This is a genomic window from Nocardia sp. NPDC051570 (assembly GCF_044454005.1).
Taxonomy (GTDB): Bacteria; Actinomycetota; Actinomycetes; order Mycobacteriales; family Mycobacteriaceae; genus Nocardia.
The window spans coordinates 234274-258882 of sequence record NZ_JBITDI010000001.1 but is presented as its reverse complement, the minus strand read 5'-3'; the positions used below and the strand labels follow the sequence as shown (position 1 = coordinate 258882).

Sequence of the window (24609 nt, the reverse complement as noted above, 5' to 3'; positions counted from 1 at the left end):
GGCATGAGAGACACTTCGTATGTTCGGCGTCGGCCGCCTGGGGCTCAGTACTCTCCGGCTCGGCCTCGCGCCTGGCTCGGGACTCCGAGTGATTTGTGATGCATATCACTTTCTCGAGGATGGTCCAGGAGGGCCGTGGCTTCGACTTCCTTGCAGCGGCCCTGAGCCGAGGTGTGCAGACCGACTCTTGTCCCTGTCCCGTGACGGTGTTCGGAGGATGCTCGTGAGTGGATGCAAGCCGTTTCATCCCGGGGTCCAGGCTCATGACGATCTGCCTGACGATTTCTTCGCCCTGTTTCTCGACCCCAGCCGCACCCACAGCTGCGCGTACTGGAAGGACGCGGAATATAACCTCGAGCAGGCGCAGATGGCCAAGATCGACCTGGCGCTCGACAAGTGCGAGCTACGACCCGGCATGACGCTACTCGACATCGGCTGCGGGTGGGGATCGACGATGCTGCGGGCGCTGCAGCGATACGAGGTGAACGTCATCGGTCTCACGGTGAGCGAGAATCAATATCGATATGTGCGGTCGTTGCTCGAGACTCGGCCCGCCGACAGGCTGTCGGCCGAGGTGCGGTTACAGGGGTGGGAGGAGTTCGACGGCACGGTTGACCGCATCGTCACCATCGGGGCCTTCGAACACTTCCGGCAGGAACGTTATGAGGACTTCTTCGACTTCGCTTACCGGGCACTACCGGCCGACGCCACCATGCTGTTACAGACAATCATCGTCTACGGTGTGCATTTCCTGCGCGTCAACGGCATCCCCTTGACGAAGGACGACGTGGACTTCCTGCGCTTCATCCGCACCACGATCTTTCCGGGCAGCGAGTTGCCGCCGCCGATCGGTCCGAGGCCACGCGGTGTGCGGGAATACGCCCGCGAGGCCGGTTTCGAGGTGACGCAGATCCAGCCGCTGCAACTGCACTACGTGAAGACCCTCGACCACTGGGTCGCGGCACTGCGGTACAGCAAGGATCGCGCGATCGCCCTCAGCGGCGAGCGGGCGTACTACACCTATCTGCGATACCTCACCGGGTGTGCGGACAAATTCCGCACCGGCCACATCGATGTCATGCAGTTCACCTGTCAGAAAGACTTTGCGAGCCAGGGTTATTCGCGTTGAGACCCAGCCGACCAGCGCCGGACGGCTGCGGTCCGGCTCGGCCGACCCAGCCGCATGAACAACCTTCTGTATTCGTCATGCGGCCGAGTTTCTGGCGTTCAGTTCTCGGTGTCGATCGTTTGGGCCAGGAATGGCCAGGATGTTCGCAGGTCGTCTTCCCAATAGCCCCAGGAGTGGGTGCCTACCGGCCGATCGTCGAATGTCGCTGGGATGTTCAGTTCGTGCAGCCGGTTCGCCAGGTTGACGGTGCAGTAATGGATCGCTGCCTCGATCGGTCCGCCGAACGCGATCTGCACCGGAAGCGGGATCCTGCCTTCGAGCACCCGCCGATCGAACGGAGTGTCGTGCGGCGCGGCCGCAATGCCGCTACCCGAACTCAGGAAGATGGCGGTCCCTCGCAGCTTGTCGGCGTTGACCAGCGGGTCGTTGGCGCGCCAGAGCGGTCCGTCGGCGGGGCCCCACATGTTTTCCACGCTTTGACCACCGCCCCAGTTCTCCACGGTGAGCCGGACGAACTCGTGCCCGATCGGATCCGAGGTCTGCGCGCAACCGCTGTACGCGGCCACACCCTTCCAGAAGCCGGGTTTGGCGATAGCCAGGTTCAGCACCGAGGTGCCGCTCATCGAGACACCCGCCAGCGCCCGCTTGTCGTTGGCGCCCAGGTAGTTCTCGATGACCGGTGGTAGCTCTTCATTGATGAAGGTCTGCCACTTGTTGCGTCCCAGGACAGCGTCGTCGCGTATCCAGTCGGTGTAGTAGGAATTGGCACCGCCGAACGGCGTCACCACATTGACGTCTTTGCCGCGCAGGAAACTCACCGCATCGGTTTGCACGTCCCATCCGCTCTCGTTCGGACCGCCGCCGGAGCCGTTGAGCAGATAGATCGTCGGGCGGGGGTGCGTCGTGTCCGCAGCGCGGATTACCTGCACCGGAATCGGTCGGTTCATAGCCTGGGAGAACACCATCACGGTTTCCTGCCGATCGTTGATCTCCGAGACGGAGACGACGCCGGGAACCTCGGGCGCCGCGGTCGACGGACTCGCCGCGCCGGCCAAACAAGCGGTGGTAAGCGCGCCTACGGTGATCCAGCGCAGTGTCGCGTTCGATGTCGATCGCCATATTCTCAAATCCGACCCCTCTCGGTTCTGTGTCCGCGTCCGTTGAAACTGCCTCTGAAGGGCTTCGTACCGCTACCGCCTCCGGTTTGGTGTGTTTGCGGATCAAGCCGACGTAGCCAAACCTGATAACTGCGAAGATGCCTCGCCACCCAGGTGTTGACCCGCCGCCTCGAACAAGGCGTCGCCGAGTTCTACGTGCTGGAAATGCTGGAGAAGTCCTGGGACGGATTCGCCGTGCGCACCGAGGCCGGATTCAACGTCGGCAAAGCCTGCTACGGCTATCGCGCCGAACTCATCCCGCACCCCGTCCCCGCCGAACACGCCAAAGGTCAGAAGAAACCCTGCTCGAACCCGCCCCGAGCAAGCCCCCGTGGCTGCGAGTTGTCATCCGTGTGCAAGCAGAAGGCGGCGTTGGTGTAGGTGACGACGTCTGATTCTCTTGCCGGCTCGGCTCGGCTCGGCCCGGCCGATCGGGCCGAGCCGACGGAATCCGCTATGGCCGAGGGTGTTCGGCCGGGCGCTCGGGTCAGCGGTGGCCGTGGCCACCGGGCGGTCCGCCGTGGCCACCGGGAGGACCAGGATGTCCACCAGGCGGAGCGGGATGCCCGGGAACACCGGGGTGCCCGCCGGGAGGACCGGAGTGCCCGCCGGGGGGACCGGGGTGCCTGTGAGGAGGCCCGAGGTGTCCTCCTGGCGGGATAGGGAGGGGCGGCGGTGGATGTCCGCCAGGGATGGTGGGCTGGCAGTACGGCGGAACCGGGACAAGGTTCGGGCACAACGCGGATTGTGCCGACGCGCCTCCGGCGGTACCTACTATCGATGCGCCGATCACTGCGGCGACCAGCGCCGCGATCGGAAGACCTGCCCTTCGCATGGTGAAGACTCGTTCTCAGTGGGAAATGAATTCGTACCTTCAGCAGACTCCGTAGAACTGAGAATTCGGGACATATCCGGCATCAATGAGGGGACTATTCGGTCTCTTCTGCCGAGGATCGTGGCGCCCGATTGCTGCCGAGTGCCGAGCCCCGCGGCACATCGGCTGGGGCTGGTCGCTGGTAGCCGATTGACCGCCTGCGCGCGGCAATCGAATCACTCAGCGACACTTGGACATCCGACTTCCGGTGGTGAGGGACCTCGTGGAAAGTTCACGGCGGAAGGCGAATACGGTCGAACCGAGCACGATGCCCGCGCCGACCAGCAGCCGGGCGGTGACCTGTTCGCCGAGGACCGCGACGCCACCGACAACGCCGACGACGGGAATCAGATATGCCGACAATGCGGCGGTCGTCGGCCCGAGCTGGGCGATATTGCGGTAGTTGAGCAATTCCGCGCCGGCGGTGCTGATGACGCCGAGTGCGATCAGGCTCGCGATGCGCGCCGGTGTGACAGCCAGGGTGGCGTGGTCGAGGGTGGTGGCGACCACTGGCATCAACACCAGGACCGCGCCGGACTGTACGACGGCGGCGATGTACAGCGGTTGCCGGTGGGCGAGATTGCGGCGCAGGTAGGTCCAGCCGAAGCCGTAACAGCCCGCTGCGACGAGTACCGCCAGACAACCACGCCAGGAGGACTCCGACGGATGCGCCGACCCGATTCCCACCAGGACCGCCACGCCGATCAGCCCGACCGCGGTCGCGGCCACCTGACACCGTCCCGGTCGATGTCCCAGCAGGAGAACGGAGAACACGGTCGTCCAGAGCGGAATGGTGGCATGCAGCACCGCGGCCAACCCGGCGCCGATATGCTGCTGACCCCAGGCGGTCAGACTGAACGGTATCGCGACAGTCGTTGTCGCCAAGACGATTACATGCCACCGGTCGCGCCGACGTACCGACGTGGGCAGGGCGTCTCGTCCGCGCCGCCGCCGCACTACCGCGGCCGGTACCAGCACGAGGGCCGACAGGGACACGCGTGCCAGGGCTACGCACAGGGGTGGAATGCCCGGCAATACCATTTTCATCAGTACCGAGGACAAACCCCACATAGTCGACACCAGAAATACGCCGAGCACGGTACCTCCGGAAAATGAGTGCAAGCCGGTCTGCATCGAGCCCTGTCGCCAGGTGACGTCACGCGAGCTATTCATATTCGAGCCACCGGCACTCGACAGCCTACGACCGGATGGCTGTCGATGCCAATGCTTCTCGCCTGCCCATACCGGCGGGAATGTCCCGAAAAGTCTGTTCGCAACTTTCGTTACATATCCGGACAACCTCGACCGCTGAGTCGGCTGCGTGGCATCGTAGGGCAGGCCGGGCCTATTCGACCTGGGCCACCGGGGACTCGACCTGGGTATCGGTCAGATATGCGGTTTCGACCAAGTAACTCGCGTAATACCGGCCCGGTGCGACTCGGGCGTGCAGCGAGCGGCTGCCCGACGGTCCCGCCGCGATCCTCTGGTCGCGTGCGTGAATCAGCTCCAGATATACCATTGCGCCCGGATAGTCGTCCTGCCCCGTAATCCACACTTGCCCACTGGCCGAACGAATGCATACCTGGTCGCCACGCCAGTCGCTGTTGCAGGTCGCGGCAGCCGACGCGTGTGCCGCAGTCTGAGCTGTAACCGATACTGCCATGCCAACCATCACACCGAACGCGCACCGCAACATCCGACTGGACACCGACAGTCCTTCCTTGATGACATGGGGCACCGCCATAAACGATCCGGCAATACCACCGTACCGAGGCAACTCGACTATCGGACCGGGCTCGATATCCGAAATACTTTGAATGTCATAACCTTTGGATATGGCTGCGACCGGCAGTGTTACGTCCACCGGGACTGGTCGGCAACCACCGTGAGGAACTCCCCGACAGCGCCCTGCCAGCGAGTTCCGCTCCGCCAGACGGCATGCCAGCACCGCGTGAGATCGACGCCGCGCAACGGGATCTCCACAAGCCTGCCGTCACGAAGGTCCTGTCCGACCACCAGCTCACTGAGGACGGCCGCGAGCTCCCCGGCCTCCACGGCCACCTTGACCGCCGCATTGGACTGCAGCTCGATCACCGGATCGATCAGTGGCTCACCGACGGCCAGTTCCAGGGTTTCGCGTGCGGCGGAGCCACGTTCGCGCGACACCAGCCGAAGCCGCGCCAATTCCAGTCCGGTCAAGGGATCACACCGTCGTGCGAGCTGGTGGTGTGGAGACACCACCAGCACCAGGCGATCCTTGGCGACCCGCCGACTGCCCAGATCGGCTGGAACATTCGGCGACTCGATGAAGCCCAGATCGATCTCCCGGGCGCGCAGCGCCGCGATGATCTCCGGCGAGCTGCCCACCTGCAGCCGTACCGGCGGCCGACTGGCGGGTTCCTGGAACGCGGTCAGCCACCGCGGCATGAGGTATTCGGCGATCGTCTGGCTGGCACCGACACTGACATTCCGTCTCGCCTGCTCGGTCAGTGCCGCTGCCCCGGTGATCAGCGCATCCGCGGCGGCGATGACCTTGCGGCCCCATTCGGTGACCATCTGTCCGTGCGCGGTCAGCACGCTCCCGCGATTGCGTCTGTCCACCAATTCGAGCCGCAGCCGTGATTCCAGGACGCGGAGCCGCTTACTCGCCGCGGGCTGGCTGATCCGTTCGGCTCGAGCCGCAGCGGAGATGCTGCCCAGATCGGCCACCCGAACCAAGACGCGCAGTGCCTCGAGATCCAGACCGTCGGCTTCCCATGCCACCGCCACCTCCCACCGCTACGGCGATCTATAGCCTGAAGCTATGAACCGCTCATGAATTGGGCTGGCCCCCAACGCCATCCCCACGCTGCCCGGGAGCCGCAGGAGAGGATATCGCTCACTCGACGAGGCGTCGTCACCGCCAACACGCCGACATGCTCGCGATCGCTCCCACCCGTGGACTGTGCTCAGGTAGACAGCGCTGGCCGTGACACACCCTGGCGGATATATCTCATCACGAGTTTGACGAGATATTCCACGAATTCTTTTGCGGTACCGTTCATTACGGTCAGGTAGGCGTCGTCCGGCCCCAGCGCGGAGAAGAATTCGTCGACTTCCGGATTCCCGCTTGCGGGAAATTCGTAGCGTGTCTCCGGATCGAAGGCGTCCTTGACCATCAGTCGCTCCAGGTCGATCGAGCCGCTCAATCCGACGTGGTCCGCGACCGCCTCAGCGATTCGTTGTATGTGCCTCGGTGTCGGCTCGCCGATGGTCGGCCACACAGACCGCTCGCCGATCGCCGACCAATGCATCTTCTCGGCGAGAAAGATAATAGGATTGCGCGTCCTCGAGACGAGGTAGACAGTCTGCCCGGGGTGGCGGAAAGGCAATTGCTCGAGGGCAGTCAACTGCTGGGCCCGCTTGAGTAGTCCACGGCCCTGATGCTCCGGCAAGATCGCCGCCATATCGGCATAGAAGCATAGCAAGCCGTCAACTTCCAATCGGTGATGGGACGTATACCCCACCACCCGAGAGTCATCGTCGACGATGAGCTGCAAGAGGGAGACCTTGTCGAAGAAGTGGTCCTGGCTCCTGCGCTCCCAGTAGGCTTTTCGGTCCACGTGGAACGCCTCGCCACTGACCTGGATAAGAATTGATTCCAGTCTGCGCTGCGATTCGGCCGACAGTAGTCGAGGGTCGCTCCAGACCAGCCGTCGATAGCCCCGCTTGAGCGGTCTCAGCTGGGGCATCGGGGACAATTCTCGCCGATCCGAGGCGTCCATCACCAGAACGTCACGATCACTCATTCCGACACCTCGACTCGCTGATCCGCACGCCAATCCAACGTGCATGCGAACTGATGCAGTAGCCTATGCACCGGGCCGATGTCGTCGCAATGCGACGTCAGTCACGTCAGCAAGAACTCGGGCTGCGCTATCTCGGCGATAGCCGTAGTGGTTATAGTTCCCGCGAGTTAATCGTAATTGCCAGAACGGATTCCAACCGCCGAGGCGGTAGTCGCCGACAAACCCGAAAAGGACAAATCCGCTTTATCGTCCATATGGTCAGGGCTCTTTGCGGCCGTAACCCCTTGGCCTACCCGGGAATGTTCAGCGCGGGTGCGTTTGCGAGCTGCCGCTCTTCGGTGTCCACCGCCGCCTGGATCTGGCTGGATTCCATTGCCAGGCTGACGGCGTAGTAGAAGATCACCAGGCTGAACCCGATCACCACGAGCAGGTCGATCCAATTCGGAAGGGCGTTGTGCGACCCCTTGCCGTAGCGGCCGAGCAGACCGATGATCGTCGTCCCGATCAGCCACGGCCAAATCCATGACGCCGCACGCCAATCGATATCGGCGCGCCGCACATCTTTCGCGCGCCGCAGCGCGATCTCGAACAGCAGCCGGCCGATGAACAGGGCGGCGAGCAGCTTCCACATCGCTTCGAAGCCGCCCCAGTAAATGATCAGGTTGGCGGAGGCGAAGCCGACCGGATTGAGCACCTTCGGAAACGGCATGCGGTAGGAGCGGGCCCGCTCGGGGTCGCGGGCCTGCAGCGCCGCGAGCGAGACCGGGGCGAACGCGTACATGATCGCCGTTGCGCCGGTCACCAGGCTGACCAGCGAACTCCAACTCGGGAACGGCAGAAACATGATCTCGCCCATGAGGAAGGCGAGGACTATGGAGTACATCGGCACGCCCCGCTTGTTGGTCGCAGTCAACTTGGCCGGTAGCACCTCCTCCTCACCGAGCGCGTAGGACAGCCGCGCCGAGGTAGCCAGATAGATCAACCCGGTGTCGCCCGGTGACACCACGGCATCGATCAGCAGGATCGTCGCGAGCCAGCCTGCCCCCGCTGCGATGGCGAGCGTGTAATAGGGCCCGAAGTCGCTGGCGCCGATGGGATTCGCCCAACCGTGCAACAAGTCCTTCGGTGCGAGCCCGCCGATGAAGGCCACCTCGAGCAGGATGTACACGGCCGCACCGATACACATCGCCGAAATGATCGCCCGCGAGAGATGTTTACGGGGATCGCGGGCCTCCCCGGCCATCTGCACAGCCTGCTCGAAGCCTTGCAACGAGAACACCACACCGGCCGGCAGTGCCGCGAACACGCCGTGCATCCCGAACGGCATGAATCCGCCGCCGGCGTGGAAGTTCGACGGGTGGAAGCTCAGCGACAAGATCACGATGACCGCCAGGATCGGCACGATCAGCTTCCAGGTCACCAGCACGTTGTTGCTCGATGACAACAACTGTGCGCCGAACAGGTTGACGACGGTGAACACGAGCATCGCCGCGGTGGCGACCAGCAGTCCGACGCCGGTCAGGGTGCCGTTGGGGTGCAAGAGATTCAGGTGCTCTTTGGCCCAGCTGGTGCTGGCCAGATAGGAGATGCCGGCCTCGACCTCGATCGGTGCGATGGTGACCGCCTGCAGATAGGCTGCCCACCCGGCGGTGAAACCGGCCAAGGTCCCGAAGGCGAAATACGGGAACCGGGCGGTCCCACCCGCGACGGGATACGCCGAACCCAACTCGGCGTGGATGAGCGCCAGCACCATCAGCATTGCCGCAGCCAGGATCCAGGAAATCAACGATGCCGGACCCGCGGACCGCGCGGCGCCGAGCGCGCCCAGCAACCAGCCCGAGCCGATGATGGAACCGAGCGCGATGAACATCAATCCCCAGAACCCCACCGATCGGTGCAGCTGTCCGGATTGCGGTCGGTCCTTCGCGACGTCCGTGATGCCGACCATCGTGCGCCCCAATCAGAAAACAAGTAACAACAATGGTTGGCCCCGCAACCAGTGTCGTCAACCGGGGACATCAACTCGAAACATCGCCGATACCTGCTGCGATCCGCGATTGAATCCGAACGGTATTACCCGACGCACCACAATGCCGAATGAAAACGTTGGGCGGGCGGGTAATTCGTCCCGGGCGCGACCGACGTAGACGCCGCGCCCCGGCCGGTCAGTGCGGGGAGGTCCCGGCGGTCAGCAGAACGCCCGTCGGATTCTCGACGCATCGCTGTGCCCGCTCTCGCCCGCCCGCCGGGGTCGACGGCGAGACCTCGAAAGCCTCACACCTGACATCGATGAACCCCGCCGATACGAGCACATCGATGACGGTGTTCGTGGGCCAGTAACGCACGTAGAAGTCGGTCGGGGGATCGGTGAGTATCGAGAGCGCATACTCTTGCCCCTCGTGTGGATGTTCCGGTCGATGTATCCGGAACCCACAGGCTTCCTCGGAGCGAGCGGTCGAATTCGTATTGCCCAGGATCGCGATCAGACGGCCACCGGGGATGACGCTGGCGAACAGACGCTCGGCCATCATCTCCAGCGTCTCCCGGCTACCCGCGTAATGGAGGACGTAGGCGGCGGTGACCGCGTCGAATCCATCCTGCACAGGCATCGTCGCCAGATCGTGCACCTGATAGGTGATACCGAGCGGCCGTTCGGCTTCGATCTGCCGGGCACGCTCGATCATTCCGGGCGATCTGTCCACTCCGACGACCTCGGACGCGCCCAGCTCCGCCGCGATCAGCCGGGTGAATGCTCCTTCCCCACAACCCACGTCGAGGATCCGCCCGCCGGGCACCGGACCGACGGCGCGCAGAAACGACGGATACTCGACGTACTGCCGGTAGAAACCGATGACGCTGTCGAGGCGGTCGTAGCTTTTCACGAGAGTTTCGTACTGATCAGTTGCGGTCATAGCTGCGCAAGTCACCTCTCTGGATCCGGTTCAACGATCGTGTGATTCATCAGTCCTGCGAGGATGTGTCCGGCCGGGGCCGGACGACGGCGTGGCCCTGGTCGGGGTGCCAGTACTCCGGCAGGCTGCGCAGTTCGTTCACCACCGGCATCGTGGCGTGGTAACAGCACAGCGACGATGACACGTCCAGGGTCTCCGGAGTGTTGGCCAGTAAGGGCAATTCCGCCAGCAGGTAGGCCAGCGAGGCCTCGTGCCGGGCGATGTCCTGTTCGTCGGCCGGGTCGGGTCGGTCGCCCATCCAGTAACGCACGTGGTCGTCACACGCGGCCGCGAGGCGCGGGTCGGTGATCAGGGCGTCGTCCAGGCGTTTGCGAACGTCCCGATATCCGGGCAGGAGTGCGCACTCGGACAGAGGGCGCACCCGGATGGCGGCGCCGTCGGGCAGCTGCTCGACGGCGCGGTGGATGCGTCGTCGCGCGTCGGTGATCGCACGGTTCGCTCGTGAGCGGGCTTTCTGGGGTGTGTCACCGTCGGCGATGCGCATGGTGTCCAGATGCAGGTCGGTGTAGACGACGTCGACGAGCTCGAAATGCCGCAGCGCCCAGCCGAATACGGCGACGAGTCTGGTTTGGGTGAAGTAGCTGTTCCCGGTGCTCACCCCGATCAGGGCATGTTCGCCGCGGTCCAGCACGTCCTGGCAGGCGGGTGAGTAGGGGAGGGCCTCGATCGATCCCGGCGCGGTGTCGTCCGGGATGCGGCAGGGGTTGTTCGCCAACTCAGTCACGCGAGATCAACTCCCCGTCGCGGAGGACCGTGGCGAGTTTGCCGCACAGGTCTTCGAGGACGGTTTCGAGGTCGCGTTCGCCCATGGGAGCAAACATGAAGTCCTCCAGATCTTTTCGCACTTCGTCGAGTCCGGGGTCGGTCATGCCGAGATCCGCGGTCAGCGCCAGCACCCTGCGGGCGGCGTCCAGGCATCGTGTCGGTCCGTAGTCCGCGGGTTCCTCGAGCAGCCCGCGGCCGCTGCTGAGCAGGTACGCCGCCAGCAGCAGCAGTTCCTCACCGATCTGCGGTCGCTCGCTGGTTCCACGAGTCATAGCTGATCACCTCGTTCCGGTCGCGGCGGTGGTTGGGTTCGACGGGCTGTGCCGGATGCCCGATCGGCACCAGCAGCACCGGCTCGAGGTGCGCGGGAAGATCCAGCAGGGTGCGGATGGGGTCTTTGCGGAAGCTGGAGACGGGACAGCCGCCGAGCCCGAGGGCATGCGCGGCCAGCAGCAGGTTCTCCACGGCCATACCGACACACAGCAGACCCACCTCCCAGGCGCCCGGTACCCGCCCTTCGGGGCGGGCCGCGCGGGTGCGGTCGAAACAGGCCGCGACGATGAGCTGGGGGTGTCCGATGATTCCCGGGGCGAAGGCACGGATGAGGCGCAGCATCCGTGGCTCGCGGACGGCGACGAAGGCCCACGCCTGCTTGTTGGAGGCCGACGGCGCGGCCAGCATGGCCGCGAGCATCTGGTCGAGGGTCGTGTCATCGATCCGATGGTCGGTGTACTCGCGAACGACACGACGGGTGCGCATCACCCGAATCGCCTCGTGCGCTTCCTGATCCGGCGCTCCGGCACTGTCCTGCCCTATGATGAGGGAGGCCGGAGATGATCTTGTACTCACCTTCCAAACGGTATCAATTCCGAGTCGGCTGTCAATCCCCCTGCCGCCCAATGATTCTCGGGTCGAAGGTTGCGATCAATCGCAAAAATGGTACTCTGCAACAACTCTCGAGACAGTGACAACCGAGAAGCCTGTACCCGCGCTCACAGCGGCAACCGGGAACACCCGAAGGCGCGCTCGGCGGTGGCCGGTGGTGCTATTGAGTCACTTCCTCCCCCCGGGGGAAACATCATTGGGCATCGTCATCTGTGCCGGAGTGCCCTATCGATCCGGAACGGCATGTGCCGGAACGATATTCATGAATGGATCCCCGACCCGGCGGTATTCTCCGATGTGGATCGGGTATGGGCCGAGTGCCGAGGAGTCTCGATGGGTGATGTCGTCGTCATGACCGATTTCGGTTCCACCGAGGGAAGTACGGCCCATCTGGCGCATGCCGTGCATCTGCTGACCGGGCGGGCTCCGGCGGTGGTGGACGCCCGCCGGTTCTATACCGGCGGCACCGGCCACGCGGCGCTCATCGGTGCGCCACCGGCCCTCGAGATCCGATACGAGGGGCGGCGGCTGCGGCCCGAGGTCATCGTCGTCTACGAGATTCCACCGCAGGATCGGCTCCGATTCGCGCGCTTCCAGGCGCTGATCGCGCGCAGCGGGACCGTCTGTCTCGGCGCGGACGCGACCGCATGGCGCCGCGCCACCGACAAGCGCCGCACGGTCATCCGCTTCCGGGAGACCGGTGTCCCGCATATGGAATCGGTTCTGCTCCAGCCGTATTCGCCGCATGTGGCCGAGGCGTTCGACCGGCTCGGGCGCGATGTCTGGGCCAGACCCGCGGTCGGTTTCGGCGGCCGCGGGGTCGTCCACATCACCGACGAGCGGCAACTGCGCGCGGCCGCGCAACGCTACGCCGCCACCGGAGCCCCCTGGCTGCTGTCGCGCGATGCGGGCAACTTCGACGAGCACGGGCGGCGGCATCAGTATCGCGTCGTGGTCCTCGGCGACCGGGTGCTGCGGGTCTGCGAACACGTGCAATCCGATCCCGACGCACCGTGTAACGAGGCACAGGGCGCGATCTCGAGAACGCTGCCGTCTGAGGCGCTCCCGGCACGGCTGCGGGCCCTGGCCGTGCGCGCGACGCGCGCCCTCGGCCTGCCGTTCGGCGGTGTCGATCTGGTGCCCGAGCGCGGCGGGGTGGTGTTCGAGGTCAATGTGCATCCGGTGCTCGACGTGCCACAGGGCTTTCGGACCGTCGCGGTCCCGTTCGCCCGGGCCCACTTCTCGATCCGGCCGAATGACGCCTCGGCGCACCGGGCTCAGGGGCGGGTATCCGGCGCATGCCCGGAAAACTGAGGGCGTAACCAGATTAGGGTGGGGTCCGACTTGTTCAGTAGGGACAAGTCGAAAGGAATTCCATGAGACGAATCGTCGGCATCATCGTGGCCGTGGCCGCGGTGACCCTGTCAGCGTCGGCATGTCAGGACGGCGGGAGCACGCCGGCGGCCGGGGGGTCGCCAGCGGGGAAGCCGGGACAGTCGGCCGCATCGACGACCACCATCGCGCCGCCGGGATCGGGACAGTCGGGCACCGGTGCGGCCCCGGTCACCGAGCCCGCGCCCGGGTCGCGGCCGCCGGGCGACCACGCCCCCGCCACCGCCGGAAACGGCGCCTGCGTCGACCTGAAATCCCCGGTCGTCACCGCCGCGATCAACTCGCTGGGCCCCGGCGTCGGCGGCGACGGCTACTACGCCGACAGCGGCACCGACGCATCCGTCGGATCCTGCCCCGATCTGCTGTGGGTGCTGGCCGGCACGCCGCGCGGCACGGCGAGTTCGCCGTGGCACGTGCTGTTGTTCAACCACGCGGGCTACCTGGGCACCGCGACCAAGAATGCGACCAGCTACACCTCCGTGGTCGGATCCACCGCTCGCTCGGTGGCGGTGCAATACCGCTGGCTGACGGGTAACGATGCCAACTGCTGCCCGCAGGGCGGCCCGCTGGTCGTCACCCTCACCCTCGGCGCGGACGGCCGGACGGTCACCCCCGACCGCGATTTCCCGAAGGAAGTGACCGATCCGAATCCGTGACCGTCACTGATCCGCAAGCACGACGAGACCCCGTCCGGAAGTTCCGGACGGGGTCTCGGGTATTCGGGGGTCAGCCGAGGGTGATGTCGTCGGCGTAGTAGGTGCCCTGCGAATACCAGCCGTGCACCCACACCGTGACGCTCGTGGTCGAGGCGCCGGTGGTGAACTTGGTGGACAGCTGCTGATACTTGCCACCGGTGGTCTGGGTCCACGTCGAGGTGTCGGTGGTTCCCGAGCCGGTGACGCCGAGGTAGACATAGCTACCGTTCACCCATGCCCCGAGGGTGTAGGCGTGGTTCGGCTGGACTGTGACCTTGGCCGAGCATTGGGCGTTATCGCTACTGCTCGGCGCCGCGGCCAGGGCGTCCTTACCGCCGTGTACCGGGTTGGTGGTGATCGATCCGAGGTTGCCCGTGCAGGTCCACGGGGACAGCTGGCCGGATTCGAAGTCGCCGTTGATGATTCCCGGTCCGGGCGGGGTCGTGGTTGTCGTGGTCGGCGGGGCGGTCGTGGTGGTGGTCGTCGTCGGCGGCGCGGTGGTTGTCGTCGTCGGCGGTGCCGTGGTGGTCGTCGTGGGAGGTGCGGTGGTGGTCGTCGTGGGAGGTGCGGTGGTCGTCGTCGGCGGTGTGCCGCAGCCGCCGGGTGAGCTGTTGACCGCGTCGATCAACGCGTTGAACAGCGTGGTCGACGGATCGTTCTCCAGCGAGTAGATCATCGCGCCGCCCATACCCTTACAGTGCAGATAGTCGGCCTTGGCCTTGATCGACTGCACGGAATCGCCGCCCCACCAATTGGTTCCGTCGTAGAAGTACGCCGCCTGCGCGGTCGGGTCGAAGAACGTCTTGGACGGATCGTCGACCACTCCGGACAGTTCCTTGTACATCCGGATACCGGGTTCGTTACCCGACAGCGGCGCGCCCGGCGCCGGACCCGAGGCAGGCTGGAACAGGCCGTGCTCCTGGCCCGGGGCCACCCCGGTCCAGCCGCGATAGTAGAACGGGAATCCCATGGTCAGCTTCGCCGCGGGGAATCCGCCCGCGATGCCGTAGGAGCTGTCACCGGTCGTCCACGCCGAAATCGCCTCGTCGATATTGTATTTCGCGTTTCCCGGCGGGACCGGGCTCATCGGATCGTCCGGTCGGCTGTAGAGCGGATCCTGGAAGTTGGTCGGGCCCTGGGCATCCCACGCGCCGTGCATGTCATAGGTCATGACATTGGCCAGATCCAGATAGTTGCCGAGCTTATCGGTCTCGTAGTTGCGGATCTTGTCCTGGCCCGCCGAGACGGCCGCGGTCAGCGCGTAATGCTTGTTGTCGGTCGCGCCGAGTGCGTCCAGCTGGCTGCGGAACTCCGCGGCCAGCAGTGTGAAGTTGGCCTTGTCGTTGGGCGAGGCGTGATTGCCCAGATGGCCGCCGCCACCGGGATACTCCCAGTCCAGGTCGATCCCGTCGAAGATGCCCTTACCGGTGCCGGGTCCGCCGTAGCCGTTCTGCTGGGGCAGATTCCCCTTGAGGAACATGTCGATGCACGAGGAGACGAACTTCTTGCGCGCCGCGTCGCTGGCGGAGACGTCGGAGAAGTACTTCGAATACGTCCAGCCGCCGATCGATACCAGCACCTTCAGATTCGGATGCTTGGCCTTGAGCTGTTTGAGCTGTTTGAAGTTGCCGACGATCGGATCGTTCCAGGCGTCGGCGGTGCCGTCGACGCTGGTCGAGGCGTCATATGTCTTGCCGTAGTCGGCATACGAATCACCCGCTCCGTCACCGGCATTCGGGTTGTTCTCGTTCTGATCGGCCGCCTTGTTGGCCTCGAAACAGGTCAGATCGACCGGATCGATGTTCTCGAAGGCGTACATCATGTAGTCGAGCTTGTCGGCGACGCCGGAGGTGTCGACCTGTTTGGGGTAGTAGGTGTTCTGGTAGATCCCCCACTGGTCGAAGTAGGCGATCTTGGCGCCGCCGGAACTGGCGGCCGGTGCCGCGGTGGATGCGGGTGTGGCGGCGCTGTGCGCCGTGAACACCGCGAAGGTGCCGATGAGCAGGCTGACCGCCGCCGCGGCGAGCCCGGTTCGTCTGGCTGTGCGCATGATTACTCCTCATCGCAAAACTTGCGCATCAGAAACTCGGTCGCTGACCACTAGGGCATTCAACGACGAGTCGGGAGACGTGTTGTGTGAGTGGGCATTCCGTCGACGTCCGCAGACTACCGCCGAGATCCGGAAGCCAATTCCATAGTCTCACTGGATGCTGTGATCCGTGGTGCGTTGGCGTAAGCGCGGAAAGCTTTCGGTACCAGACGTTTTCGGCATCATGCCGCACCGACTCCGGGAGCGATATGGCCGTAAATTGTTCTGCGCCTGTGGAATTAGATCTTCCGTAAGAAGATCACCGTTCTTGCGGTGCGCCTGGGTCGCGCGGCACGTCGGCAAGGCAGCGCAATCTCCCCGACCGATCGGTCGGGGAGATTACGGCGGACTGGCTCTCGGGGCGTAGCCGAACTTCCCGAGGGGACCGCGGCCTAGCCGGTCGGACGTAGCGGCGGCGGCACGACCGGCACGGTCGTGGTCGGCGCGCTCGGCCTGCTCGGCGGGGCTTGCGGCACAGGCGGTTTCGCCGGTTGCGGTGCGACCGTGTGCGGCGCTGGGGCGGGTTTGCTCGTCGGCTCGACCGGTGCGTTGGCGTGGGGCGGCGGACTCGGTTGCGGGGTGGGCGGTGTGGTGGTCGTGGTCACCGGCTTGCCGGTGGCCGCGGGTGGATTCGCGGCGGCGGACGGCGGCGGCGTGGTCGTCTTGGGCGGAACCGGCGGGGACGTGGTCGGATTCGCGGTGGTGGGCGGATTCGATGGTGTGGTGCGGGCCGGGGGCGCGATCGAGGCGGTCGGCGGTGTCGTGGTTGTGGTCGCGCGCGGCGCGGCCGGTGGCGGCGTGGTGGTCGGCGCGACCGTCGTGGTCTGCGGCGTCACCGTGGTGATGGTCGTCGAGTCGACGGTCGGCGGAGCCGGTGTGGTGGTGGGCTGCGCCGGAGTGGTCGGGGCCGGTGCGATGGTCGGCGGCGCGACCGTGGTGATGGTGGTCGAGTCGATGGTCGGCGGAGCCGGTGTGGTGGTCGGCGGAGCGACGGTCGTGAGGGTGGTCGGCGGGGCCACCGTGGTCGTGGTGGTCGTCGGTGCCGGTGTGGAGGTGGGTGACGGCGACGGTGTCGTGGTGAATGTCGGAACCGGAGTCGTCGTCGGTGCCGTTGTGGGCGTGTCGGTTTGCGGAACATAGGTCGGCAGCGGCGGCATGGTGGGCAGCGTCGGCACCGCGGGCAGCGAGGTGTCGCTGGGTCCGATGCAGATCGGCTGCGCGGCCGGATCGGTCGGCAGCGTCGGAAGCGACAGCGGCGGACAGGGATTCGGCGCGGGCGGCGTGCAGAAGATGCCGCACTGGAAAGGCGGCAGCGCGCCGATCTTGACCCAGACCCGCAGGGAGAGACCGACTCCGGGCGGATTCGTCGGATCGGTCGTCGTCGGATAGGTGGTGGTGCCCGGATCGGACGTCGAGGGATCCGTTGTCGTGGGATCCGTCGTCGTCGGATCGGTGGTGGTCGTCGCCGGATCGGTCGTCGCATTCGGATCGGGCGCGGTGCCGCCGGAGCCGAAGGTGGCCGACGCCAGCACCGTATCTCCGGCGCTCATGCTCGAACCCGTGCCCTCCGGGGCGCCATTGGGCGGCAGCGGGTCGGGGATACTGCCGACCGGTACGGGCGCGCCGCCGGTCATATAGGCATTGGCCCAGCTCATTACCTCACTGGCATAGGAGGAGGAGTTGTTGTAGCGCAGGATCGCGCGCAGCTCCTGCTTCGGATCGCGCAGATCGGTATTGTCCGAGCACAGGTACTTGCCCGCGGCCAGGGCGGCGTCGAAGACGTTGTTCGGATCGGCCTTGCCGTCGGCGTTGCCGTCCGAGGCGTATGTCGCCCACGTCCCCGGCAGGAATTGCATGGGCCCGACGGCGCGCACGAATCCGCCGCCCGCGGCCCGGATGGTCTGATTGCCGGCCAGGGTGCCGTCCAGTGCCGGTCCGAAGATCGTTCCGATCGTGGTGCCCGTCGGATCCACGCGGCCGTTACCGGCGTGATTCGATTCGATCTTGCCGATACCCGCCAGCAGATACCAGGGCAGCCCGCAGTTGGGCTCCGAGTTCTGCAGCGCCAGTTCGGCATTGCGGTACGCGGCCAGAACGATCTCCGGAATGCCCAGTGCCGCACCGCCGGGCAGCAGGATGTCGCGCAGCGGAACGGATCCGTCCGCCGGCAGCGCGCCGTCAGCTGGCGGAGTGAGTTCGCGCAGCTTGCGCGGCGGCTGCGGCGCCGCCGGGACCAGCCCGGCGGCCGGGTCGGGTTCGGAATCCGACCCAGCGATGGGCGCGGAGTCGGCCAGGTCTCGTGTCGCCGGCGCCGCGGTGCGGGCCGTCGAACCGGTGACCGTCAAACCGGCTACCACGAGTGCCGTGACGATGAGCGGGCCAGGAATTCGCATGGCACAACAATCCCCTCGCGGTCGCACGACTCCCATGAGCCTGGCGACCGCCATTGCCGCCACGGCGTCGTAGCGGAAGATATTGCAGGACAGTATATTCGGGCCGAATCGGGCACCAGTTTATCGGAAAACACCGACGGCACACCGACTTGGACCGAACGGAAGGTTCCGAACGGACCAAAACTGTCCGCTGCAATAGGGGGTTACGCCGCGCGCACCGGTCGTTACAGCAGCACCACCGAGCGCAGCACCTCGCCGCGATGCATCTTCGCGAACGCCTGCTCCACCTCGTCCAGCGAAATGGTTTCGGTGACAAAGGCATCCAGGTCGAGGCGGCCCTCACGGTACAGACCGATCAGGGTGGGGAAGTCGCGGGAAGGAAGACAGTCGCCGTACCAGGAGGACTTCAGCGAGCCGCCGTGGGAGAAGAAGTCCAGCAGCGGCATCTCCAGGCGCATCTCGGGTGTGGGCACGCCGACCAGGACGACCGTCCCCGCCAGATCGCGCGCGTAGAAGGCCTGCTTCCAGGTCTCGGGGCGGCCCACGGCGTCGATGACGACATCCGCGCCGAAGCCGCCGGTGAGTTCCTGGATCCGCGGCACCGGATCGGCGGATCCGGCGTCGATGGTGTGGGTGGCACCGAAGCCCTTGGCCCACTCCAGCTTTCGAGGATCGATATCGACGGCGATGATCGTGGTGGCGCCGGCGAGCCGCGCCCCGGCGACGGCCGCGCTGCCGACGCCGCCGCAGCCGATCACCGCGACACTGTCGCCGCGGCCGACCGCGCCGGTGTTGAGCGCCGCGCCGAGTCCGGCCATGATCCCGCAGCCGAGCAGGCCCGCCGCGGCGGGAGAGGCGGCGGGATCGACCTTGGTGCACTGTCCCGCGTGGACGAGGGTCTTCTCGGCGAAGGCGCCGATGCCGAGCGCGGGGGTGAGCGGGGTGCCGTCGACGAGCGTCATCGGTTGGGCGGCATTGAATGTCGAGAAGCAGTACCACGGCTTGCCCTTGCGGCAGGCGCGGCAGGATCCGCAAACGGCCCGCCAGTTCAGCACCACGAAATCGCCCGGCTCGACCTCGGTCACACCGTCGCCGACCGCCTCCACCACGCCTGCGGCCTCATGCCCGAGCAGGAAGGGGAACTCGTCGTTGATCCCACCCTCCCGATAGTGCAGATCGGTGTGACACACCCCGCAGGCCTGCACCCGCACCACCGCCTCGCCCGGACCCGGATCCGGTACGACGATCTCGGTCACCTCGACCGGTGCCTGCTTGGACCGCGCGATCACGCCCCGAACCGTCTGCGCCATGGGCCTTCCCCTCTCCTCAGTGCGATATGCCGGTAATACGCTACCCGCGGACCGAACATTGGATGAGCGCATGCGCGCCGTCGGTGCGCCACGAGGTACCGGTGGCATCCAGATCCCGTACCTGGGTGTCGGTAAGGCCCACGGCCACATCGGATTTCAGGGTGCGCAGGGCGGTGACGGGACTGGGGAAGTAGCCGGTGAGGTCGGCGAACGGCGTGGCCGGTGGCCAGTGCCGGTCGCCGACGAGGCGGCGGTAGTTCAGATCACCCTTCGCGACGGTCATCGCCGCGGTCGCGAACTCGGCGGCCAGATCGGCAGGCATATCGTGGAAAGAGAGTGGGGCGCAGAAGAATTGGTGATCGCGCACGATCAGGCGCTCGGTGCGCATCGCCTCCCACAGTCGCCCGCCGATCCGCCGGGCCTCGGCGGTGGTCGATTCGCGCAGCACGCGCAGGGTGGCCAGCACATCGGTCATCGTGGCGTCGGAGACGAAGTAGGGCCGGGGTTTGACGTGCAGGGCGACGCGCGCGACCGCCTCCTCGGTGAGCAGGTGATCGATGAGTACGAGATCGGGCAGCAGCTCCCGGCCCGCGTTGTCGGCGATCACGCATACCAGCGGATCGCGCGCGCGGGCCAGACTCGCCCACAACGCCTCGCTGTCGTCGACGAGCAGGCGCGTGGCGCGGGGGCCCGGCGTGGCGGTGAGCCGAAATCCGAGATCGGCCTGATTTCCCCACAGCGCCGACAGCAGCAGGGCCGCGCGCCTGTTGTCCGGTGGGGTATCCGCCGATCCGGCGAGGGCATCGAGTTCCTCGGCCACCGCGGGACCCGCCGATTCGGCCGCCTTGGCCGGGGCGAACGGGTCGATGCCGCGCCACGCACCGGGGCCGAAGTAGCCGACCGCCTCGAGCAGCCGTCGGTAGAAGTAGCTCTCCGCCCACAGAAACGACGCCTCGCCCCAGGGCCGACCCCACAGCCCGGCACCCCATTCCGACCATTGCGCGGCGTCATCGGCGGCCGTGACCAGGGGTTTCAGGACGCCGTCGGTGCTCTCGGACAACAACTCCCGCAGCGCCGCCGATTCGGCCGGACCATAGGGATGGGCGGCGAGCACCTGCTCGATCAGCTTCGGGTGCCGCTCGTGGAATACGCCGCGAGCGAAGGAACCAGGGACTCCGGCGAGGATCGGCGGGGCGATGGTCATCCGTCGATCATGGCCTACGTCCGGTGGAGCAATCGCGCGGGGAGTGCAGTTCGTTTGCCGCCGTGACTATCTCGTTGCCGTTTTCTAAGGAACTCCACGGCTGACTTTGGTGCGAGTAACGGCCGTACCAGGTTCACTGGCACTAGTGCTGATGGGCAGCACCTGACCAGTCGAGGAGGTCGGGACGTGCACAATGCAGTGACCACCGCCATCACCCGCCGCGAGCTGAGTCGGCTCGTCGGAGTCGAGGCCGATTCGGTGAGCCGCCGAGGCGGCCGCTCGATCAACGCGGATGCCGTGGCCACCCATACCGATCCGGTCGTGGGCCGCACCGCCTTCGTCGTGGCCGACGGGATCGGTGACCATCTGCTCGCCGCGCGCGCGGCGAGATCGGCCGCAGCCGTGGCCGCCGAGGTGGGAACCCGCCGCGGGGCCGTCGCCGCGATCCTGGCCGCCCGCGACGAATTGCACCGGCAATTCCCGGAACCCGCCGCCGATACGGTCCTGGCCGTCGCGGTGATCCCCGCCGCTGACCAGCCCGACGGCCCCTGCGATATCGCCTGGGTCGGCGACTGCCGCGCCTATCGCTGGAACGGCCGTGTCCTGCACCAGATCACGACCGACCACACCGTCGCCGAACTCCTGCGCGCCCACGGCCGCGAGCCCCAACCACGCATGAGTCACCTGGTCACCACCTCCGTGCGCACGGTGGCCCCCGAGGCCGTAGGCCATTTCATCACCGGCTCCAGCCACGGCCGCCTCCTGCTGTGCACCGACGGCGTCCACAAACGCCTCGAAATCGCCTCCATCAAGGAATTCCTCGCCACCACCCTCCCCGCCGCCCCCACCGCGGACGCGTTGGTGGACATGGCCTTACGCACCGGCGGCACCGACAACACCACCGCCCTGGTGGTCGACCGCGACTGAGCGATGCGTGGCCCACGCTCGATCATGAGTCGATGATGGCCCGAAACCGAGAAGTGTTCAGCCCCAACGTCGCAGCGGCCAGAATGCGGCGTGACGACCACGGGAGCGAGGCGAACAGGGCTGTCATGGCGGCGGCCGTGGCGGGGAGATCGGCTGTGCCGGAAAGGTAGGCGCGCTGATGGTGTGGGGGAAGGGTGAAGAAGGCGTCGAAGAAGTCGGGGAGGGTGGTGGGGGGCAGGGCGAGCAGGGCGCGTAGGCCCGCGGTGCGCAGGAGGTGGACCGGGCGGGAGTGGGGGAGGGGGACGGGGTTCGTGGCGAAGTGGTCGGCGGCGGCGAGGGCGGTGGTGATGCTGTAACCCGTTGCGGGGTGGAGCATTCCGCCGGTCGCGCCGAAGCGGCCGGGGGCGGGGCGGCCGCCCTGGAGGGGGAAACGGACGTATTCGGTGGGTTCGGTGCCGCGCAGGGGGATGCCGCGGGATCGCAGGCGGTGGTGGAGGCGTTCGCGCAGGACCGATGTCGGTAGGGCGGGGCGGCCCGCGAGGCAGGTCTCCTCGAGGAGGAATCGGTTGTGGCCCAAGGGAATCGCGTAGAGGAAGGACGGGGGGTCGGTGGGGGGTGCGCCGTTGTCGGCGCGCCAGTCCATGAACAGCGGTTCGGTCCACAGGTCGTCGGGGACCACGATGCCGAAGGCGGTCTGTTCGGCGCGGGCGGGGGAGCGGGTCAGGCCGCGGGCGTCGATCACCTGGCGGGCGGTCAGGACCTCGCCGGAGGACAGTCGAGCCCACTGTGATCCGCGGCCGAGGGCGACCGCCCGGTCGGTGCGCACGCGGGCCCCGGCGAGGGTGAGCGAATCCCGGAGTGCCGCGGTGTCGAAGACGATATAGCGGCGATCGATCTCGAATCGCCGCGTCCCCCAGGCGATCGGCCGCTCCACCGTCGCCGCGATCGCGCGCGGATCGAGCCACGCGGGTAGCTCGTCGGCCCACCCGGCGTAGGTGGCCGTCCAGCGGCGGTCCGGATGCGGGTCGACGACCGTGACCGAGAGCCCCTGCGCGAGGGCGCGATGGGCGAGCGCGCGCCCGGCCGGTCCGAGGCCGCAGACGAGGAGGTCGGTGGTCACACCGGAATTGGATCAGATCGCGATCGGCATTTGGCGCCGGGTTCGGCGCGTCGGTAGGGTCTCTAGTCCATGCCCGGGGGGACGGCCGCGGAGTGCGCAGGGCGGCCCGGGCGCGGAAGGTGGCAGTCATGACGTATCCCCCGGGTTCCGGCCCGCACGGCTACCACCCTCAGGAGCAGCCCGGCTGGGGTCCCGAGCAGCAACCGCGCTGGGACCAGGACCCGCAAGGCTGGGGTCAGGATCCGCAAGGCTGGGGCCAGCCCACCGGATATCCGCCGCCGCAACCGGTCTGGAATCCGAATCCGGGCTATCCGGGCGGATATCCGCCGCCGCGGCCGCCGAAGAACAACAACGGCCTCGTCATCGGCATCGTCGTCGCGACCATCGCCGTGCTGGTGATCGGCGTGGCCGCGGTGGTGCTCATCACCCGGAACAAGAGCGACGACACCAATCGCGCCACCGCGAGCACCCCCGAACTGGTGACCGCCACCGACAGCTCCACCCCGCGCCCGCGTCCGAGCGCGCCCGCGCAGTCCGCATCCGGGAAGTTCAGCTACCGCGAACAGGCCAAGGACTGGGACTTCAAGCTGGGCGGCGTTGCGCTACATGCCGACTGGGTCGACGGCCGCGACGATCCGACCTGCGGTGATATCGAGGTCGACGGCAAGCTCACCGCATTGGGCTGCCGATACGCGGCCGAGATGGTGTATCGATCCGAGCGCGGCGGCCTGATGCTGACCCAGTACGTGCTCGGCATGGCCGACGCCGATAAGGCCGCGGCCGCGATCGGTCGGTACACCGACGAGGATCTGCAGCCGCGGCCCGGCAGTTATATCGAGAACTTCTCGGTCGGCAAGTGGAAGGACGACAGCGAGAAGCAGTTCCTCGTGATCACCCTGGTCACCACGACCCCGGCCGTCGACGAGGACACCGCCACCAAGTATCTGCGCTACCTGCATCAGGACATGCTGGGCGCGTTGGCCTTCCGCTAGAGCCCGCCGGTCGCCAGCAGGCCGCCGTCCACCCGGACCACCTCGCCGGTGATCCACGCCGCGGCGTCGGAGACGAGGAAGCCGACGAGTCCGGCCACATCCTCGGGCGTGCCCAGCCGCTTCATCGGATAGCCCGCCGCGGCCGTCTCCTCGCCCTCCGAATAGAGGGCATCGGCGAAGCGGGTCTTCACCACGCCGGGCGCGACCGCGTTCACGCGGATGGTCGGGCCGAGCTGCCAGGCCAGCTCCTCGGTGAGCCGGATCAGCGCGGCCTTGGAGGCGCCGTAGGCGGCGATCACGCCGGTGGACCGGATGCCCGCGACGCTCGCGATGTTCACGATCGCGCCGCCGTTGGCGTGCATCCAGCTCCGATACGCCTCCTGCACATAGCCCAGCGCGGCCACGACATTGACGTCGAAGATCTTGCGCACCGCGTCCAGATCCGCGTCCATCAGCGCGCCGTAGACCGGGTTGATGCCGGTGTTGTTGATCAGGATGTCCAGCGAACCGAATTCGGCGACCGCGGTGGCGACCTGATCGGCCCGGGCCGTGGCATCGCCCGAATTACCCGCCACCGCGACGACTTTGCCCGGATGGCCGAGCGCGCGCAGCTCGGCGGCGGTGGCCTCGAGCGGTTCGGCCTTGCGCGCGGTGATGACGACGTTCGCCCCGCGCGAGAGCAACTCCGCCGCGATCGCCTTGCCGATACCCCGGCTCGCGCCCGAAACCAGCGCCCCGCGGCCCTTCAGATCCTCGCTCATGCTCATGCTCACGCCTCGCTGACGCTCGGCGTGTGCACGAGCGAGGCGCTCGCTGTGCCCATTGTTCGCTCACTTCGTTCGCTCATGGAACCGCACGTTACCCCGAGCGTGTCCCGCGTTACGGCCCCGTTTTGCTCTCATGGGTAAAATCGGTGG

22 protein-coding genes are annotated in these 24609 nt (G+C 66.6%); 6 read left to right on the top strand and 16 right to left on the bottom strand.

What is annotated here, in order from left to right; translation table 11 throughout:
- The first annotated feature begins 223 nt into the window (after positions 1-223).
- Positions 224-1129, top strand: a complete 906-nt coding sequence (locus ACIA76_RS01155; protein WP_397147033.1) for a class I SAM-dependent methyltransferase — start codon at positions 224-226, stop codon at positions 1127-1129.
- 98 nt (positions 1130-1227) lie between these two features.
- Here the strand turns inward: ACIA76_RS01155 and ACIA76_RS01150 are convergent, their stop codons facing one another.
- Entirely contained in the window at positions 1228-2250 is a 1023-nt protein-coding gene (locus ACIA76_RS01150; protein WP_397147932.1) for an alpha/beta hydrolase, read from the bottom strand.
- A 150-nt stretch (positions 2251-2400) separates the two neighbouring features.
- On the opposite strand from ACIA76_RS01150, the gene ACIA76_RS01145 reads away from it, so the two are divergent.
- Complete coding sequence (locus ACIA76_RS01145; protein WP_397147031.1) at positions 2401-2667, top strand: hypothetical protein; 267 nt, start codon at positions 2401-2403, stop codon at positions 2665-2667.
- A gap of 673 nt (positions 2668-3340) precedes the next feature.
- On the opposite strand, the gene ACIA76_RS01140 is transcribed toward ACIA76_RS01145, so the two are convergent.
- From ACIA76_RS01140 to ACIA76_RS01100, 9 genes are all read right to left on the bottom strand, one after another.
- Positions 3341-4294: a DMT family transporter gene (locus ACIA76_RS01140; protein ID WP_397147930.1), complete on the bottom strand. Its 954-nt coding sequence runs from the start codon at positions 4292-4294 to the stop codon at positions 3341-3343.
- Between the two features lie 211 nt (positions 4295-4505).
- Entirely contained in the window at positions 4506-5024 is a 519-nt protein-coding gene (locus tag ACIA76_RS01135; protein WP_397147029.1) for a hypothetical protein, read from the bottom strand.
- Positions 5015-5923 carry a LysR family transcriptional regulator gene (locus tag ACIA76_RS01130; RefSeq protein WP_397147027.1) on the bottom strand — a complete coding sequence of 303 codons (909 nt, stop codon included), beginning with the start codon at positions 5921-5923 and terminating at the stop codon, positions 5015-5017. The genes ACIA76_RS01135 and ACIA76_RS01130 overlap by 10 nt, the downstream gene beginning before the upstream one ends.
- A 185-nt stretch (positions 5924-6108) precedes the next feature.
- A complete protein-coding gene (locus ACIA76_RS01125) occupies positions 6109-6948 on the bottom strand; it encodes a hypothetical protein (RefSeq protein ID WP_397147025.1) in 840 nt (279 codons plus the stop codon).
- A 289-nt stretch (positions 6949-7237) separates the two neighbouring features.
- Complete coding sequence (locus ACIA76_RS01120) at positions 7238-8896, bottom strand: APC family permease (protein ID WP_397147023.1); 1659 nt, start codon at positions 8894-8896, stop codon at positions 7238-7240.
- Positions 8897-9113: 217 nt separating this feature from the next.
- Positions 9114-9860, bottom strand: coding sequence for a class I SAM-dependent methyltransferase (locus ACIA76_RS01115; protein WP_397147021.1), 747 nt, complete (start codon positions 9858-9860; stop codon positions 9114-9116).
- Positions 9861-9909: 49 nt separating this feature from the next.
- Positions 9910-10644 (bottom strand): tRNA-dependent cyclodipeptide synthase, encoded by a 735-nt coding sequence (locus ACIA76_RS01110; RefSeq protein WP_397147019.1) that lies wholly within the window; start codon positions 10642-10644, stop codon positions 9910-9912.
- The gene (locus ACIA76_RS01105) at positions 10637-10957 is read right to left on the bottom strand and encodes a DUF6092 family protein (protein WP_397147017.1); all 321 of its coding nucleotides are present in this window, start codon (positions 10955-10957) and stop codon (positions 10637-10639) included. The genes ACIA76_RS01110 and ACIA76_RS01105 overlap by 8 nt, the downstream gene beginning before the upstream one ends.
- Positions 10920-11444, bottom strand: coding sequence for a nitroreductase family protein (locus ACIA76_RS01100; RefSeq protein ID WP_397147015.1), 525 nt, complete (start codon positions 11442-11444; stop codon positions 10920-10922). Before ACIA76_RS01100 ends, ACIA76_RS01105 begins: the two co-directional genes overlap by 38 nt.
- A gap of 459 nt (positions 11445-11903) precedes the next feature.
- Here ACIA76_RS01100 and ACIA76_RS01095 point away from each other — a divergent pair, with 459 nt between their 5' ends.
- Together ACIA76_RS01095 and ACIA76_RS01090 are read left to right on the top strand one after the other, a co-directional pair.
- Entirely contained in the window at positions 11904-12884 is a 981-nt protein-coding gene (locus ACIA76_RS01095; protein ID WP_397147013.1) for a RimK family alpha-L-glutamate ligase, read from the top strand.
- Between the two features lie 62 nt (positions 12885-12946).
- Positions 12947-13618, top strand: coding sequence for an LppP/LprE family lipoprotein (locus tag ACIA76_RS01090; protein ID WP_397147010.1), 672 nt, complete (start codon positions 12947-12949; stop codon positions 13616-13618).
- A gap of 70 nt (positions 13619-13688) precedes the next feature.
- Here the strand turns inward: ACIA76_RS01090 and ACIA76_RS01085 are convergent, their stop codons facing one another.
- The 4 genes from ACIA76_RS01085 to ACIA76_RS01070 form a co-directional block, all read right to left on the bottom strand.
- A complete protein-coding gene (locus tag ACIA76_RS01085; RefSeq protein ID WP_397147008.1) occupies positions 13689-15707 on the bottom strand; it encodes a glycosyl hydrolase family 18 protein in 2019 nt (672 codons plus the stop codon).
- Positions 15708-16138: 431 nt separating this feature from the next.
- Positions 16139-18139, bottom strand: coding sequence for a lytic transglycosylase domain-containing protein (locus ACIA76_RS01080; protein WP_397147005.1), 2001 nt, complete (start codon positions 18137-18139; stop codon positions 16139-16141).
- Positions 18140-18363: 224 nt separating this feature from the next.
- On the bottom strand, positions 18364-19449 hold the full coding sequence (locus tag ACIA76_RS01075; RefSeq protein ID WP_397147003.1) for an S-(hydroxymethyl)mycothiol dehydrogenase: 1086 nt from the start codon (positions 19447-19449) through the stop codon (positions 18364-18366).
- A gap of 40 nt (positions 19450-19489) precedes the next feature.
- Positions 19490-20653, bottom strand: coding sequence for a damage-control phosphatase ARMT1 family protein (locus ACIA76_RS01070; RefSeq protein ID WP_397147000.1), 1164 nt, complete (start codon positions 20651-20653; stop codon positions 19490-19492).
- A 186-nt stretch (positions 20654-20839) separates the two neighbouring features.
- Here ACIA76_RS01070 and ACIA76_RS01065 point away from each other — a divergent pair, with 186 nt between their 5' ends.
- Entirely contained in the window at positions 20840-21580 is a 741-nt protein-coding gene (locus ACIA76_RS01065) for a PP2C family protein-serine/threonine phosphatase (protein WP_397146998.1), read from the top strand.
- Positions 21581-21602: 22 nt separating this feature from the next.
- On the opposite strand, the gene ACIA76_RS01060 is transcribed toward ACIA76_RS01065, so the two are convergent.
- Entirely contained in the window at positions 21603-22700 is a 1098-nt protein-coding gene (locus tag ACIA76_RS01060) for a lycopene cyclase family protein (RefSeq protein ID WP_397146995.1), read from the bottom strand.
- Between the two features lie 128 nt (positions 22701-22828).
- Between ACIA76_RS01060 and ACIA76_RS01055 the strand changes: the two genes are divergently transcribed.
- A complete protein-coding gene (locus ACIA76_RS01055) occupies positions 22829-23692 on the top strand; it encodes a hypothetical protein (protein ID WP_397146992.1) in 864 nt (287 codons plus the stop codon).
- Here ACIA76_RS01055 and ACIA76_RS01050 read toward each other — a convergent pair.
- Positions 23689-24453 carry an SDR family oxidoreductase gene (locus tag ACIA76_RS01050; protein WP_397147929.1) on the bottom strand — a complete coding sequence of 255 codons (765 nt, stop codon included), beginning with the start codon at positions 24451-24453 and terminating at the stop codon, positions 23689-23691. The genes ACIA76_RS01055 and ACIA76_RS01050 overlap by 4 nt on opposite strands.
- Between the last annotated feature and the right edge of the window lie 156 nt (positions 24454-24609).

Coding starts and splice junctions, on each gene's coding strand:
- ACIA76_RS01075 (WP_397147003.1), bottom strand. CDS start 19,449: ATGGCGCAGACGGTTCGGGGCGTGATCGCGCGGTCCAAGCAGGCACCG.
- ACIA76_RS01105 (WP_397147017.1), bottom strand. CDS start 10,957: ATGACTCGTGGAACCAGCGAGCGACCGCAGATCGGTGAGGAACTGCTG.
- ACIA76_RS01050 (WP_397147929.1), bottom strand. CDS start 24,453: ATGAGCGAGGATCTGAAGGGCCGCGGGGCGCTGGTTTCGGGCGCGAGC.
- ACIA76_RS01090 (WP_397147010.1), top strand. CDS start 12,947: ATGAGACGAATCGTCGGCATCATCGTGGCCGTGGCCGCGGTGACCCTG.
- ACIA76_RS01085 (WP_397147008.1), bottom strand. CDS start 15,707: ATGCGCACAGCCAGACGAACCGGGCTCGCCGCGGCGGCGGTCAGCCTG.
- ACIA76_RS01125 (WP_397147025.1), bottom strand. CDS start 6,948: ATGAGTGATCGTGACGTTCTGGTGATGGACGCCTCGGATCGGCGAGAA.
- ACIA76_RS01095 (WP_397147013.1), top strand. CDS start 11,904: ATGGGTGATGTCGTCGTCATGACCGATTTCGGTTCCACCGAGGGAAGT.
- ACIA76_RS01055 (WP_397146992.1), top strand. CDS start 22,829: ATGACGTATCCCCCGGGTTCCGGCCCGCACGGCTACCACCCTCAGGAG.
- ACIA76_RS01080 (WP_397147005.1), bottom strand. CDS start 18,139: ATGCGAATTCCTGGCCCGCTCATCGTCACGGCACTCGTGGTAGCCGGT.
- ACIA76_RS01100 (WP_397147015.1), bottom strand. CDS start 11,444: ATGCGCACCCGTCGTGTCGTTCGCGAGTACACCGACCATCGGATCGAT.
- ACIA76_RS01070 (WP_397147000.1), bottom strand. CDS start 20,653: ATGACCATCGCCCCGCCGATCCTCGCCGGAGTCCCTGGTTCCTTCGCT.
- ACIA76_RS01115 (WP_397147021.1), bottom strand. CDS start 9,860: ATGACCGCAACTGATCAGTACGAAACTCTCGTGAAAAGCTACGACCGC.
- ACIA76_RS01140 (WP_397147930.1), bottom strand. CDS start 4,294: ATGCAGACCGGCTTGCACTCATTTTCCGGAGGTACCGTGCTCGGCGTA.
- ACIA76_RS01120 (WP_397147023.1), bottom strand. CDS start 8,896: ATGGTCGGCATCACGGACGTCGCGAAGGACCGACCGCAATCCGGACAG.